Source organism: Pseudomonas sp. FSL R10-1339, assembly GCF_009600545.1.
GTDB lineage: Bacteria > Pseudomonadota > Gammaproteobacteria > Pseudomonadales > Pseudomonadaceae > Aquipseudomonas > Aquipseudomonas bubulae.
Genome location: NZ_WIVQ01000051.1, coordinates 17,617 through 31,370 on the forward strand (window position 1 = coordinate 17,617; position 13,754 = coordinate 31,370).

12 protein-coding genes and 1 pseudogene are annotated in these 13,754 nt (G+C 56.7%); 11 read left to right on the forward strand and 2 right to left on the reverse strand.

Translation table 11 applies throughout. From position 1 onward, the window contains the following. Positions 1 to 147 precede the first annotated feature (147 nt). From GHO03_RS15345 to GHO03_RS15400, 11 genes and pseudogenes are all read left to right on the forward strand, one after another. Positions 148 to 657 (forward strand): disulfide bond formation protein B, encoded by a 510-nt coding sequence (locus tag GHO03_RS15345; RefSeq protein ID WP_095001518.1) that lies wholly within the window; start codon positions 148 to 150, stop codon positions 655 to 657. A gap of 811 nt (positions 658 to 1,468) precedes the next feature. Further along, positions 1,469 to 2,407, forward strand: coding sequence for a ubiquinol oxidase subunit II (gene cyoA / locus GHO03_RS15355; protein ID WP_095001517.1), 939 nt, complete (start codon positions 1,469 to 1,471; stop codon positions 2,405 to 2,407). 3 nt (positions 2,408 to 2,410) lie between these two features. Continuing rightward, on the forward strand, positions 2,411 to 4,435 hold the full coding sequence (gene cyoB / locus GHO03_RS15360; protein WP_095001516.1) for a cytochrome o ubiquinol oxidase subunit I: 2,025 nt from the start codon (positions 2,411 to 2,413) through the stop codon (positions 4,433 to 4,435). A 3-nt stretch (positions 4,436 to 4,438) separates the two neighbouring features. Continuing rightward, a complete protein-coding gene (locus GHO03_RS15365) occupies positions 4,439 to 5,062 on the forward strand; it encodes a cytochrome o ubiquinol oxidase subunit III (protein WP_095001515.1) in 624 nt (207 codons plus the stop codon). Continuing rightward, on the forward strand, positions 5,062 to 5,388 hold the full coding sequence (gene cyoD / locus GHO03_RS15370) for a cytochrome o ubiquinol oxidase subunit IV (RefSeq protein ID WP_016779556.1): 327 nt from the start codon (positions 5,062 to 5,064) through the stop codon (positions 5,386 to 5,388). Before GHO03_RS15365 ends, cyoD begins: the two co-directional genes overlap by 1 nt. An 11-nt stretch (positions 5,389 to 5,399) precedes the next feature. Beyond that, a complete protein-coding gene (gene cyoE, locus GHO03_RS15375; protein WP_095001514.1) occupies positions 5,400 to 6,287 on the forward strand; it encodes a heme o synthase in 888 nt (295 codons plus the stop codon). A gap of 284 nt (positions 6,288 to 6,571) precedes the next feature. Then, entirely contained in the window at positions 6,572 to 7,039 is a 468-nt protein-coding gene (locus tag GHO03_RS15380; protein ID WP_153400151.1) for a hypothetical protein, read from the forward strand. A gap of 186 nt (positions 7,040 to 7,225) precedes the next feature. Beyond that, entirely contained in the window at positions 7,226 to 7,933 is a 708-nt protein-coding gene (locus GHO03_RS15385; protein WP_133144796.1) for an ABC transporter ATP-binding protein, read from the forward strand. After that, a pseudogene (locus GHO03_RS15390) lies at positions 7,930 to 9,125 on the forward strand (ABC transporter permease). The gene GHO03_RS15385 and the pseudogene GHO03_RS15390 overlap by 4 nt, the downstream one beginning before the upstream one ends. Continuing rightward, positions 9,115 to 10,569 (forward strand): TolC family protein, encoded by a 1,455-nt coding sequence (locus GHO03_RS15395; protein ID WP_240043258.1) that lies wholly within the window; start codon positions 9,115 to 9,117, stop codon positions 10,567 to 10,569. Before GHO03_RS15390 ends, GHO03_RS15395 begins: the two are co-directional and overlap by 11 nt. Continuing rightward, positions 10,556 to 11,785 (forward strand): efflux RND transporter periplasmic adaptor subunit, encoded by a 1,230-nt coding sequence (locus GHO03_RS15400; RefSeq protein WP_256668622.1) that lies wholly within the window; start codon positions 10,556 to 10,558, stop codon positions 11,783 to 11,785. The genes GHO03_RS15395 and GHO03_RS15400 overlap by 14 nt, the downstream gene beginning before the upstream one ends. 74 nt (positions 11,786 to 11,859) lie before the next feature. Here GHO03_RS15400 and GHO03_RS15405 read toward each other — a convergent pair whose 3' ends face one another. Further along, positions 11,860 to 13,203: an MFS transporter gene (locus GHO03_RS15405; RefSeq protein WP_095001631.1), complete on the reverse strand. Its 1,344-nt coding sequence runs from the start codon at positions 13,201 to 13,203 to the stop codon at positions 11,860 to 11,862. Positions 13,204 to 13,243: 40 nt separating this feature from the next. Then, positions 13,244 to 13,754: amidase family protein (locus tag GHO03_RS15410; protein WP_256668623.1), on the reverse strand; the 511-nt coding region annotated here is incomplete at its 5' end.

Genomic DNA, 13,754 nt, shown 5'->3' on the forward strand with positions numbered 1-13,754 from the left:
AACGAAGGCTGCTACAAGAGGCAGGCAAGACCTTAATCCCCCATTAATCCCCTTGCGCCACTTTTCCTGCAACGTTCAGATACATCCAGGCCCGGGGTCTGGGTGTAAACTGTGCGGCTTACACATAATCAGGCAAAGGGACGCGGGATGACCAATGACATGTTGCAACTGGGCCGGGAGAAACGCTTCCTGGTCCTGCTCGGGGTGATCTGCCTGGCGCTGATCGGCGGCGCGCTGTACATGCAGATCGTGCTCGGCGAGGCACCTTGCCCGCTGTGTATCCTGCAACGCTATGCACTGCTGCTGATCGCGATCTTTGCCTTTATCGGTGCAGCCATGCCTGGCCGGCGCAGCCTCACCGTGTTTGAAGTGCTGGTGGTGCTCAGTGCCATCGGTGGTATTGCCGCCGCCGGGCGCCACGTCTATATCCTCGCTCACCCGGCCGTGAGCTGCGGTCTTGATGTGTTGCAGCCAATCGTCGATGGTCTGCCGTTGGCAGCCGTGTTCCCCCTGGGGTTTCAGGTCGACGGGTTTTGCTCCACCCCATACCCGCCGGTGCTTGGTCTGTCGCTGGCACAGTGGGCACTGGTGGCCTTTGTAATGACTGCGGTGCTGGTGCCACTGGGCATCTATCGCAACCGGAAACAATCGAGCTGAGCCAGCCACCAATTTTTGCTTGAGCAGCCTCGTGCTTCCTTCGGCAGTGCGGGGCGTTTTTTTGTCCCTGCGCAAATGTAAAGAAGGCGTGATCCTCACGTCGAAAAAGGCTGTGCGACACTGCGACATATTGTCACGCGCAGGGTGTCGCAGGGCTGGTTTTGGTCTGACCAGTGGTCTTTTAAACGTATGACTTCGTGTAACCCAGCTGAGGCATTTTGACGCTGGCAAAGGGGTTGAAATCAGGGTTGCGAGACTCAACGCAAATCGGCTGTAGCCCTTTTTATTTGGGCGTTCAGGCGGGGTCAGGGGGGTGTGTTCATGCGCTAAAAAGGGGCATAAAAGTGCAGGGCTAAAGACGTGCTACAACTCTGTTTCAAGGGGGGGCTTGAACGCTTGGCGTAATAATAGGCAGGGATTGTTACCGTACCCGATAAGAATTATTTCGGGATGAGACATGGTTTATAGAGAGCTACCTAACTACAATCGCCCGCACTGAACGTCCAGCCTGCTCATCCCTGAGCCCAAGCGGGAAGTTGAAGGCCGACTGGGTTGTTCAATACAGGCGTCCCATGCGACTCCCAGGTACTGGCAACCCTTCTAAGTTCCGCACCAAATGGAATTGGTCTGTGACAAGGCCATTGACCACGTATCGAATAAGAAATCACTGCTAACCCGGAATTTTGCCCGTTCGCCTGATGGTGATAGAGCAGGCTTTCATTCAATTCCGGAAAAGAGCCAACCCTTGGCAGGGCGAAGTGTTGGCGAAAAAAACCAACTGCATTGTGCAAGCTGTTTTAGAGGTCGTGAGATGACTAAAAAAAGGTACCCCAGACTCCTTGGCTTATTGCCACTTTTCGGCACGCTGCTGCTGGGAGGTTGCAACATGACATTGCTCGATCCGGTGGGGCAGGTCGGGATCGAAGAGCGGAATCTGATCATCACTGCAACACTGCTGATGCTTCTGGTCGTGGTGCCGGTCATCATTATGACCCTCGTCTTCGCGTGGAAATATCGCGCGTCGAACACCAGCGCTACCTATACACCTAAATGGTCGCACTCCACCAAGATCGAAGTCGTGATCTGGACTGTGCCAATTCTGATCATCATCGCCCTGGGCGTGATCACCTACAAGTCGACCCACGCGCTGGACCCTTATCGTCCGCTCGAGTCCGACGTCAAGCCGATTACCATCGAAGTGGTGGCAATGGACTGGAAGTGGATGTTCATCTATCCGGAACAGGGTATCGCTACCGTCAACAAGATCGTGTTCCCGGCCAACACCCCGGTCAATTTCCGTATCACCTCTGACACGGTCATGAACTCGTTCTTCATTCCAGGCCTGGGCGGTCAGATCTACGCCATGGCCGGGATGACGACCAAGCTGCACCTGATTGCCAACCGCAACGCTGAAATGGAAGGCATCTCTGCCAACTACAGCGGTGCCGGTTTCACGGGCATGAAATTCAAAGCGATCGCGACTACTCAGGCTGATTTCGATGCTTGGGTAAGTGAAGTCAAAGCATCACCTAAACAGCTTGACCAAGCTGAATACGAAGCCTTGAGCAAGCCAAGTCAGAACAACCCCGTTGAACTGTTCTCCTCGTACACACCGAACCTGTTTCAGAAAATCGTCGACAAGTACGAAGGTATGACGCCAGGCAAGCCGGTGAAGCACGAGAAGAAAGAAGTGGCCGGGACCGATGTGGTGGACATGAGTTCGCATTCAGCTGCCGGGGCAGAGGAGTAAACGATGTTTGGTAAATTAAGTTGGGAAGCGGTCCCGTTCCACGAGCCGATCGTGATGGTGACCATCGCCATGATCGCGCTGGGTGGTCTGGCACTGTTTGCAGCAATCACGTATTTCAAGAAGTGGACCTACCTGTGGACCGAATGGCTAACGTCAGTCGACCACAAGAAAATCGGCGTGATGTACATCATCGTCGCCATGGTCATGCTGCTGCGCGGCTTTGCCGACGCAATCATGATGCGTACCCAGCTGGCCATGGCCACCGAGGGTTCGCCTGGCTACCTGCCACCTGAACACTATGACCAGATCTTCACCGCTCACGGTGTGATCATGATCATCTTCATGGCGATGCCATTCTTCACCGGCCTGATGAACCTTGCAGTGCCGCTGCAGATCGGCGCCCGTGACGTGGCCTACCCGTTCCTCAACTCCCTGAGCTTCTGGCTGCTGGTGTCCGGCGTTGTGCTGGTCAACCTGTCGCTGGGCGTCGGCGAGTTCGCCAAGACCGGTTGGGTTGCCTATCCGCCGCTGTCGGGCTTGCAGTACAGTCCGGGCGTGGGGATGGATTACTACATCTGGGCTCTACAGCTATCGGGGTTAGGTACGACGTTAACCGGGGTTAACTTCCTGGCGACCGTACTGAAGATGCGTGCTCCAGGCATGAAACTGATGGACATGCCGATCTTCACCTGGACCTGCACCTGGGCAAACGTCCTGATCGTGGCTTCGTTCCCGATCCTGACCGCTACCCTGGCACTGCTGACACTTGACCGTTACATGGATTTCCACATTTTCACCAATGAACTTGGTGGCAATCCAATGATGTACGTCAACCTGTTCTGGGCGTGGGGTCACCCTGAGGTGTACATCCTCATTCTGCCGGCGTTCGGTATCTTCTCCGAAGTTATCTCCACGTTCACCGGCAAGCGTCTGTTCGGTCACCACTCGATGGTCTACGCCTCCGGCGCGATCTCGGTGCTGGGCTTCATGGTTTGGCTGCACCACTTCTTCACCATGGGTTCGGGTGCCAGCGTCAACGCCTTCTTCGGTCTGGCGACGATGCTGATTTCGATCCCGACGGGGGTGAAGCTATTCAACTGGCTGTTCACCATCTACCAGGGCCGTCTGCGCTTCACCAGCCAGGTTCTGTGGACCCTGGGCTTTATGGTGACTTTCGCCATCGGCGGCATGACTGGCGTACTGCTGGCCATCCCGGGTGCTGACTTCGTACTGCACAACAGCCTGTTCGTTATTGCTCACTTCCATAACGTGATCATCGGCGGCGCAGTATTCGGTTACATCGCAGGCTTCAGCTTCTACTTCCCGAAAGCGTTCGGCTTCAAGTTGAACGAAACCTGGGGCAAGCGCGCGTTCTGGTTCTGGATCGTCGGCTTCTTCATCGCCTTTATGCCGCTCTATGCACTGGGCTTCATGGGCATGACCCGTCGTCTGAATGCCAGCACCAACCCTGAGTGGGTGCCTTACCTGTACGTAGCCCTGTTCGGCGCAGTACTGATTGCCATGGGTATCGCCAGCCAGCTGATCCAGCTGTATGTCAGCGTCCGTGACCGCAACAAGCCAGAGAACGCCTGCGAATTCGGCGATCCATGGAATGCTCACACGCTGGAATGGTCGACTTCGTCGCCACCACCGTTCTACAACTTTGCTGTACTGCCAAAAGTCGACGGTATCGACCCGTTCACCGAAGCCAAGGAAAACGGCACTGCGTACCAGGTTCCGGCCAAGTACTCGCCTATCCACATGCCTAACAACACCGCTACTGGTGTGTACATGGGTGCTTTGCTGACCGTCTTCGGTTTCGCGATGATCTGGCACATCTGGTGGCTGGCCATCGTGGGTCTGGTAGGTACGGTTGTTGTCTTCGTTGCTCACGCCGCCCGTGACGACCAAGGCTACATGGTGCCGGTCGAGACCATCGAGCGTATCGAGGCCGAGCAGCACAAGCGTCTGGTAGCCGCCAAAGCAATTCCGGCTACTCGTGTTGAAACCAAGTTGGAACAGGCTTAAACCATGTCGAACTTAGCGACCACTGCTGGACACGCTCATGGTCACGACCATGAGCATGAGGAACACCACGACGCGGGCGAGACAACCATTTTTGGTTTCTGGCTCTACCTGATGACCGACTGCATCTTGTTTGCATCGATCTTCGCGGTATACGCGGTATTGGTAAACAACGTTGCAGGTGGCCCGTCGGGCCACGACATCTTCGAACTGCCGTACGTACTGGGTGAAACTGCCCTGCTGCTGTTCAGTTCGATCACCTACGGCTTCGCCATGCTGGCGTTGTTCAAGGGCAAGAAACAGCAGGTGCTGTTCTGGCTGGCCATGACCTTCCTGCTCGGTGCAGGCTTCATCGCCATGGAAATCAACGAGTTCCACCTGTTGATCTCCGAGGGCTACGGCCCTAGCCGTTCGGGCTTCCTGTCTGGCTTCTTCACCCTGGTCGGTACCCACGGTCTGCACGTGACCAGCGGTCTGATCTGGATGGCGATCATGATGTACCAGGTGCAGAAAAACGGCCTGACCTCGACCAACAAGACCCGCCTGAGCTGCCTGAGCCTGTTCTGGCACTTCCTGGACGTGGTGTGGATCTGCGTATTCACCGTTGTTTACCTGATGGGGACTTTGTAATGGCTAACGCACATTCCGACGGCGCCAACCACGGCAGCGTGAAGTCCTACGCGATCGGCTTCATCCTGTCGGTGATCCTGACCGTTATTCCGTTCGGGCTGGTGATGTACCCATCGCTGCCCAAATTCACCACCCTGGCGATCGTACTGTTGTTCGCCGTGGTGCAAGTGGTTGTTCACCTGGTGTACTTCCTGCACCTGGACCGTTCGCCTGCACAACGCAACAACGTCACCGCGCTGGTATTTGCTGCGCTGGTAATTGTGCTGCTGGTGGGCTTGTCCCTGTGGATCATGTTCAGCATCCACACTGAAATGATGGCGAAGTGAGGTAAGACCCGATGTCCTTCAAGCACTTTATCCAAATCACCAAACCGGGGATCATTTTCGGTAACGTGCTTTCTGTGGCAGGCGGGTTCTTCCTGGCCTCGAAGGGGCATTTCGATCTTGCCCTGTTCCTGGCCGCGGTAATCGGCACCTCCCTGGTGGTAGCGTCCGGTTGTGTGTTCAACAACTGCATCGACCGCGACATTGACATCAAGATGGACCGCACCAAGAACCGCGTACTGGTTCAAGGCCTGATCTCCCTCAAGGTGGCGCTGGTTTACGCCACCCTGCTGGGGGGCGCCGGCCTGTACCTGTTGTATCGCGTAGCCAACCCGCTGGCGGCTCTGTTCGCCGCGATCGGTTTCGTGATCTACGTCGGTCTGTACAGCCTGTACTTCAAGCGCAAGTCGGTTCACGGCACGCTTATCGGCAGTCTGTCGGGTGCAATGCCTCCGGTCATCGGCTATGTAGCTGTGAGCAACAGCTTCGACATGGCTGCAATGACCTTGCTGGTGATGTTCAGCCTGTGGCAGATGCCGCATTCCTACGCCATCGCGATCTTCCGCTTCAACGATTACCTGGCTGCATCGATTCCGGTGTTGCCAGTGAAGCGCGGGATCAAGGTTGCCAAGAAGCACATCCTGCTCTACATCCTCGCGTTTCTGATCGCGACCCTGATGCTCACCCTCGGCGGTTACGCCGGCATGAGCTACATGGCCGTGGCAGCTGCGATGGGCATGTACTGGCTGTACATGGCGTGGACGGGCTACAAGGCCGTCGACGACAAGGTCTGGGCACGCAAGCTGTTCGTGTTCTCGATCTTCACCATCACCGCGCTGAGCGTCATGATGTCCCTGGATTTCAAAGCGCCTGCCGAGTTGTTACTGACTTACGCGCACTGATCTGTCCAGAGTGAAAAACCCCGCCTTCGAAAGAAGAGCGGGGTTTTTTTATGGCTTTTGTACAGGCTCGTTCGCTGTGTTGTGTGGCGTAATACCGTGAAAAACGGGCGGCGGGTTATGCGTTGTAGCTGGGGTGAAACAGGGCAGCGGTGATAAACAGAAACCAAGTAACTTTCGCAATTTCCTACGTTGTGCGGATAACTCGCCTTATATTTTTTATTGTTTATCGGTGTTCGAATGTACCGGCCTGATTCAATAATTATTTAAGATGCAAGGAGGGTACGGTGTTCCTGGTTTCCATAAAAAAAGCACTTGCTGTTGGTTTTCTTGTTTGTACTTTTGTTGAGGTCAGTGTTGCCAGGGATATCCCGGTTGGCATAGGTAAAAACCATGATTTCACGCTAACGTGCAAAGCGGGTAATTTTATAGGCGTTATTGAAGGGACAGCCGGTCGGCACTTTCAGACCGGTAAATGGGTACATACCAAGCGATACAAGATTACCCGTCTCAATGGCCAGAGTGGTGGTAACAAAGCCAATGTTAATCTGAGTGCCGGCAAAGCTCCGAACCTTGATGGTGGCAACATGGTGTACTCGCCGGACCGCATGATCCAGGACGGCAAATGGCACGATCTAAACCTTGTGCGTCAGAATCTGGCTGTGGGCAACGCCAGGGTCGAGGCTTTCTATGAATTTATTTTTGACAAGTCAGGCCCGGACCCGCGTTGCTGGACTGAAGCTATAAGGTTTTAAACCGGCTGCCTGAACCCTGTTTTAAATATGAGGGGTTTGCGCTCTTTCTTGTCGGTCGGCAGTCTGTAACAAAAAGAAGTTTATAGAGCAGAACTTGCTCATGATAAGCAGACGTGCACGGAGTGGAAATTGTGTAAGAAGCCCCTGGCTTGCAGTTGATGCAGCTACTGCGGATGTTAAAAAATAATGGGTGTTTTGGCTGATGTGAAAATCATATCAATGAAAGGCGTTGGCAAGTGCTATTCACACAATAGAGCTTTGATTCCCGTAATCCGCAATGTCGACTTCGAACTTGGGGTTGGCGACACCTGTGCCATCATCGGCCCGTCTGGCTCCGGTAAAAGTACATTGCTCAATCTCATCGGCCTGCTGGATTTTGCCGACGAGGGTGAGTACCTGCTTATGGGGCAGCCCGTTTGTGCAATGCACAGTGATGAACTGGCAGCTCTTCGAAAGATGCATATAGGTTTTGTCTTTCAGAACTTCAATTTGATCCCGCGCCTGAGCGTTATCAAAAACGTAGCCTTGCCGCTTCGTTATCGGGGCATCGACCGTAATCAGTCCATGGCTCAGGCGCTGCAGATGTTGCAGCGCGTGGGGATGGCTCAGCGGGCCCATTCTATGCCCGCCGACCTGTCCGGTGGGCAAAAGCAGCGCGTGGCTATTGCCCGTGCGCTGGTTGGGCAACCGTCGCTGATACTGGCCGATGAACCGACTGGCAGTCTCGACGGCCAGACCGCCAGTGCCATTCTGGAACTGCTGCTGTCGATCCAGCAGGAGCAGCGGGTCACCCTTGTGGTTGTTACCCATGACCATCAGGTTGCGCAACTTATGCACAGGCAGGTCATGGTGCACGGCGGCCGGGTTGAGGAGGTGCGCAAGTGCGAGCCCTGAGCACTTTGCTCCCCTCGGCACTGATACAGACACTAACCGAGGCTGTAGACAGCCTTCGTACACTGGGCAAACGTTCGGCCCTGGCGCTTCTGGGCATTGTGATCGGCAGCGCTTCAATCATTGCGGTCATTAATATCGGGCATAACGCACGGCATGATGTCGCCCTGATCTTTCAGGACATGGGCGTTGATAGCCTTTCGGTACTGCTCGCTGACAAGCCGGCACTCAAGAGTCACGTCTCTCCTTTGACATTGAGGCACTCAACAAACTCGACCTGGCAGACCTGTTGATCGCACCTGCTGCGATCGTGTCGCTGGAGGCCGGGTTCAATCGCAAGACAGCCGATGTTCGTCTGGTCGGGACGCTGCCTTCGCTCTTTGAGGTAATGAAACTGTCGATGAGCGACGGGCGGTTTTTACACACCTTTGATCAGTCTGAAAATGCAGTGGTCCTCGGCCATAAGGTGGCCGTTTCGCTGAGCCAGGGGGGGACGCGGATTCGTGTGGGTGACTGGCTCAGGCTTAAGAATTACCTGTTCAAGGTTGTCGGTGTATTGCAGCCCAGACCCGAGTCGATGCTCAGTCCGATTTTCGTCGATGACTCGGTATTTGTACCGCTGCAGGGCCTTGCCCGTGTTGCCGCTGAGGCGAGGATCAATGACCTGATTGTGCGCATCCCGCCGCATAACAAAAGTGCCAGTGTTGTCCCGACGATGCAGGACAGGCTGACCCGGGCGTTCATGTCACGAACAATAGAGGTGATTACGCCCCAGCAAATGATTGAAGGCATGAACCGCCAGAGTCGCACGTTCCATTACCTTTTGATGGCCCTGGGCGGGATCACGCTGGTGGGAGGCGGTGTGGCGGTGATGAACATCATGTACATGAACGTTTATGAACGCCGCATCGAAATCGGACTGCGCATGGCTATTGGCGCCCGTCGCCATGACATCCGCAATCTGTTCCTGATTGAGGCGGTGGTGCTCAGCACTACCGGTGCTGTATTGGGGGCAGGCTTGGGGATGGTGCTGGCTTATGTCTATGCCCGGGTGTCGGGCTGGGCATTCGACATAGCCGCAAATGCTATCCCCCTGGGCGTGATCAGCACCGTTGCAGTGGGTGTGTTCTTTGGTTTGAAACCGGCCATCGCAGCCTCTCGCCTGCCCCCCGTGGAGGCCCTTCGTGATTATTAGACGCGCAGGGTTTATGGGCGCGGCATATGGCGTGTTGCTGCAGTCCGCGCTGGCGGTTGCACAACCAGGCTTGCCGGACCAAAACACGGCGCTGTTGAGCGAGCACGTTATCAACCTGTCGCTGGCCGAAGCCGTTGCACTGGGTATGCGCAGTAACTACAGCATTCGCAGCCTCAAGCTTCAACGCTTGCGCGAGAGGTTCGACCTGCGCGTGGCGCAAGACAGATTCAACCCGCAACTCAAGTTGAGCGCAACCCATATGCTTTCCAGAGGCAGTGCAGACCGGGGGCGGGCCAGTGAAGCCAAGCCCAGCGTCAGTGTGCTGGGCGAGTATGGAACCCGCCTGGAACTCGGCTGGAAGCAACAGCTCAATGCTTCAAAGAATACGGGGGAGCTGCAAAGTGAGGGTATGGAGCTGACGGTCATTCAACCGCTGCTCCGGGGCGCGGGCAAAGATGTCACGACTGCGCCTCTGCGCCTGGCCAGATTGACAGGGCAGATCAACCGGCTGACTGCCAAGGCCAGCGTGTCGCAGACCCTCTACGACATCATCTCGGCCTATCACGGCCTGCTCAAATCGCAGAGCCAGGTAGCCCTCGCCAGCAAGGCTTTGGCGCGGGCCGTTTCGTTGCTGGAGGTCAATAGATTGCTGATTGCCTCGGGGCGTGTGGCCGAGTTTGAAACGGTCCAGATTGAAGCGGATATAGCGTCTCAGCAACTGGCGCTCGAAGAGGCCGGCAATCAGCTGGAAAGCAGCCGCTTATCGCTGCTCAAGCTATTGGCCCTCGACCTGTCGACGAGCATCCATGCCTCCGGAACCCTGGAGGTCACCCGACCTGAAGTCGATCGGACCGCGGCGCTTGAACTGGCGCAGAGAAACCAGCCTCAGTTTTTGGCGACGTTGCTGCAGAGTGAAGTGGCCTCAATCAATCTGCTGGTTGCACAAGATCAGGCTCTTTGGGATCTGTCGTGGGTGGCAGGGGTCAATCAGTTACGCGAACAGGGTACCCGGGGTGGTGGCAGATCCTGGGACAGCTATACCGGCCTGAAGCTGGAAATCCCCATCGCAGATATGGCCCTGCGACAAGGCAAAGTACATGCGCGAACCCAGGTAGAGCAGCAAGCACTGATCCAGCAAGAGGCACGCATGGATCTTGAACGCCAGGTAACCGACTCGGTGCGGGGGTTGAAAACCCAGTGGCGCCAGCTTGAAATCTCGCAGCGGCTCACGGACCTGTCCCGCCGCAAACTGGCCATCGAGACCGACAAATTGAATGTCGGGCGCTCGAGCAACTTCCAGATCATCAGCTTCGAGTCAGACCTGCGAGCGGCAGAGGAGGCGAATCTGAATGCGAGGATTTCATACCTGGATGCCAGGGCCCGACGCGATGTACTGCTGGGCGTGCTGCTGGAAAACTGGGAGATTTCTCTTGAGGATTTCTAAACCGTTCAGCGTCCTTATCCTTGTCCTGCTGCTCGCCTCAGGGTGGACCCTGTTCACTTCCTCAGTCCCTGAAGACACAGAGGTTTGGGTCGCCGTCAGCAGGCAGAAGCTGGAACATGAAATCGGCCTGGTGGGCAGGGTAGAACCGGTTGAAACCAGCGTACTCAATGCCCCTTTTGAAGGGGTTTTGATGGCCCATGAGTTAAGCCCCGGCATGTCGGTCGAAGAGGGGCAGGTCCTTCTTTCTTTCGATACGGCGTTGCTTGAAATCAAGGTCAGGGATGCGCTGGCGAACAAGTTGAAGCAGCAGCAGGTAGTCGAAACGTTCAGAACCTGGACCAACGATCCGCAGGTGGTGCGGGCAAAGCGGTCACTCAGGGTGGCCGAGCTGGCCATGCAAAACCTTGAACTGGAGCTTTCGCAAGTCGAGGCGTTATATCAAAAAGGCATTGTTCCCCGTAATGAGCGCGACAGCTTGAAGCAACAGCGTGACCTGCAAGCGCTGGAGCTGGCGGCAGCTACTTCCGAACTCGACACTGTGCTGGCAACCGGCAGGGGGGAGGCCAGAACCATTGCCGAGATGGAGCTGCGCAACGCCAGTGTCATCCATAAACAACTGAACGCATTGCTGGCGCACAAGACGCTCTACGCGCCGTACTCGGGTGTTGTGTTGTCACTGGGAGGCCCGCAGTCAACAGGTGGTGATGCCGTGACGTTGCACAAAGGTGCGCTTTTCAGCATGGGCCAGCAGATGATCAAACTGGCCAATATGAGCGGGCTCAAGGTCATCACCCAGGTATCGGAGTCCGACGTCAGCAAGTTTTCTCTTAATCAGGAAGTCAGGATTACCGGAGAGGGTTTTTCGGCAGCCCTGAGTGGCTATATCAGTTCTATCAGTCAACTGGCCGTACAGGATCAAAATGAGGGCAGTGCAGCAAGGTTTCCGCTCACCATTACGGTTAACCAGCCTTCCGGTGGTGATTTCAAGCGTGTGAGGCTGGGCATGAGCGCCCGGATGACCATCGTTACCTACCGCAACGACAACAGTTTCATCATCCCCCACGAAGCCGTCGAGAGGGACGGTGATACCCTGTCTGTCGAGTATCGCGACGGGTTGGACGCCCTGGTTGAGCGTCGAGCCATCACCATAGGCCAGTCCACTGTGGATGGGCTTGAAGTGTTCGGTGTGGAGTCCGGTTTCGTCCGGGTCAAGTGATTGGCTGCAACCCTCTGGAGAGCGGGCTGTCCGCGATACAGGCTGCGGAGCAAAGCCGGCCCCCATAGTGATTGTCAGGCCGTGCGCATTTTGGCCGTCGGCAACACCGGCAGTACATTGGCAAGACCGGCTGCGATCCCGTACGGCCGCAATACGCTGATCAACAACCCGCTCGCCAGCAGATAACCCCCGGAACAGATGACCAGCGACCAGCGCAGGGCATTGATGCCCATTAGCGGGGTCAGGTGATCACTCAGCACACCCACGGCCAATGGGCCGAAACCTGCACCGATGGCCATGATCCCGAAGTTGTAGAGGGCGATCATGGTTGCGCGGCGCTCAGGCGCCACCAGTTGGGCAATGGCGGTGTAGCTCGGTGCCATCCACCACATGCCGAACACCGACATGCCAAACATGAACACCGTTGCCTGGGGCACTTGCAGCGCACCCAGCGTCCAGGGATGACCGGCCGGGTACAGCGCGAAGGCAATCGACATCGGCAAGGCCAGCAGTGCCCCGACGATCGGCACGCCCAATTGCCAGCGGCTGTCGCGTTGGGCCAGACAGGCGCTCAACCAGCCGCTGGACAGAGAGCCGATAATGGCCCCCGGCCCGGCTGCCAGGCCCATGATGATGCCTGCGTCCTTGAGCGTCAGCCCGTGGCTGCGTACCAGAAATGCAGTGCTCCAGATACTGAACGCATAACTGGCAAACGCCAGCAGCGCCCCGGCCAGGGCAATACGTACAAAGGTTTTCGACGCCCAGGCCACGCGCATCACTTGCATCACGCTTTCATGGGGCACGGCTGGGCGCGACTCACGGGCTTTCTCCCATAAGCCGCGCAATGGTTCGGCAGCCGTAAACCGCAGCAATACAGCGGCAGCGATACCAGGCAGCGCCATCCAGATAAAGGCTTCGCGCCAGCCGTGGTAGTACGCGATATAGGCGCCCAGGCTCATGCCCAGCAAGGCGCCGATGGGCGCTCCGAGCATGAATACGCTGATGGCCTTGGAGCGCTGATGGGGCGGGTAGAGGTCGGCGATCATCGACATCGATGCTGCGCCGCTGCCCGACTCGCCCACTGCCACGCCGATGCGTGCCAGGGCCAGGGTCCAGAAGTTACTGGCAAAGCCGCAAAGCATGGCCATCACGCTCCAGAACGCACAGCACCAGCCGATCAGGTTGCGCCGATGGCCACGGTCGGCAAAGCGCCCCAACGGGATCGCAAACAGGCAGTAGACCAGAGCAAAGGCCAGACCTGTAAGCAGGCCGATCTGGGTATCGGAAACGTGAAATTCGGCCTTGATCGGTTCAATCACAACGCCCATGACCTGACGGTCGATCAGGCTGACCGCCGAAATCAGGAACAACACAAACAAGGTGTAATGACGGCGAAATCCGGAGATTTGGTTATTCATCATTTCAATCCCATCGAGCAGTGTTCATCGGTTGAGTGGCTTACAGCGGTGCGCGTCGATCAGCCCAGGGGCTTGCCTGTTCGAGTTGCCCGGCCAATTGGAACAACAGGTCTTCGCGGCACCAGCCTGCACTGAACATCATGCCGATGGGCAAGCCGCTGCTGCTGGTGCCCAGCGGCACCGACATGGACGGCTGGCCACTGACATTGGCCAGTACGCTGTAGCCGATGCTGCCGATGATGCCCTGGATGTAGTGCGGGTAATCCTGATCCAGACTGGCCACTTTCAATTCGGGAGTGATCTGCGAGGTGACCGGACTGAGCAGCAGGTCATAGTCGTCGAACAGGTGTTCCATGCGACTGCCGATCAATTCGAAACTGCGTCGGGCACGGTACAGGTTTTCGGCGGTGGCCGAAGTGGCATTGTTGACCAGATAACGGCTGACGGGCTCCAGCTCGTCAGCGTGCAACGGGCGGCCGAGGACGGTTTCGCGGTCACGCACGGCGGCCAGCAGTGCGGCTGCACCCACGGCGCCGTGAGCGCCGTATACC

Coding starts and splice junctions, on each gene's coding strand:
- GHO03_RS15345 (WP_095001518.1), top strand. CDS start 148: ATGACCAATGACATGTTGCAACTGGGCCGGGAGAAACGCTTCCTGGTC.
- cyoA (WP_095001517.1), top strand. CDS start 1,469: ATGACTAAAAAAAGGTACCCCAGACTCCTTGGCTTATTGCCACTTTTC.
- cyoB (WP_095001516.1), top strand. CDS start 2,411: ATGTTTGGTAAATTAAGTTGGGAAGCGGTCCCGTTCCACGAGCCGATC.
- GHO03_RS15365 (WP_095001515.1), top strand. CDS start 4,439: ATGTCGAACTTAGCGACCACTGCTGGACACGCTCATGGTCACGACCAT.
- cyoD (WP_016779556.1), top strand. CDS start 5,062: ATGGCTAACGCACATTCCGACGGCGCCAACCACGGCAGCGTGAAGTCC.
- cyoE (WP_095001514.1), top strand. CDS start 5,400: ATGTCCTTCAAGCACTTTATCCAAATCACCAAACCGGGGATCATTTTC.
- GHO03_RS15385 (WP_133144796.1), top strand. CDS start 7,226: ATGGGTGTTTTGGCTGATGTGAAAATCATATCAATGAAAGGCGTTGGC.
- GHO03_RS15405 (WP_095001631.1), bottom strand. CDS start 13,203: ATGAATAACCAAATCTCCGGATTTCGCCGTCATTACACCTTGTTTGTG.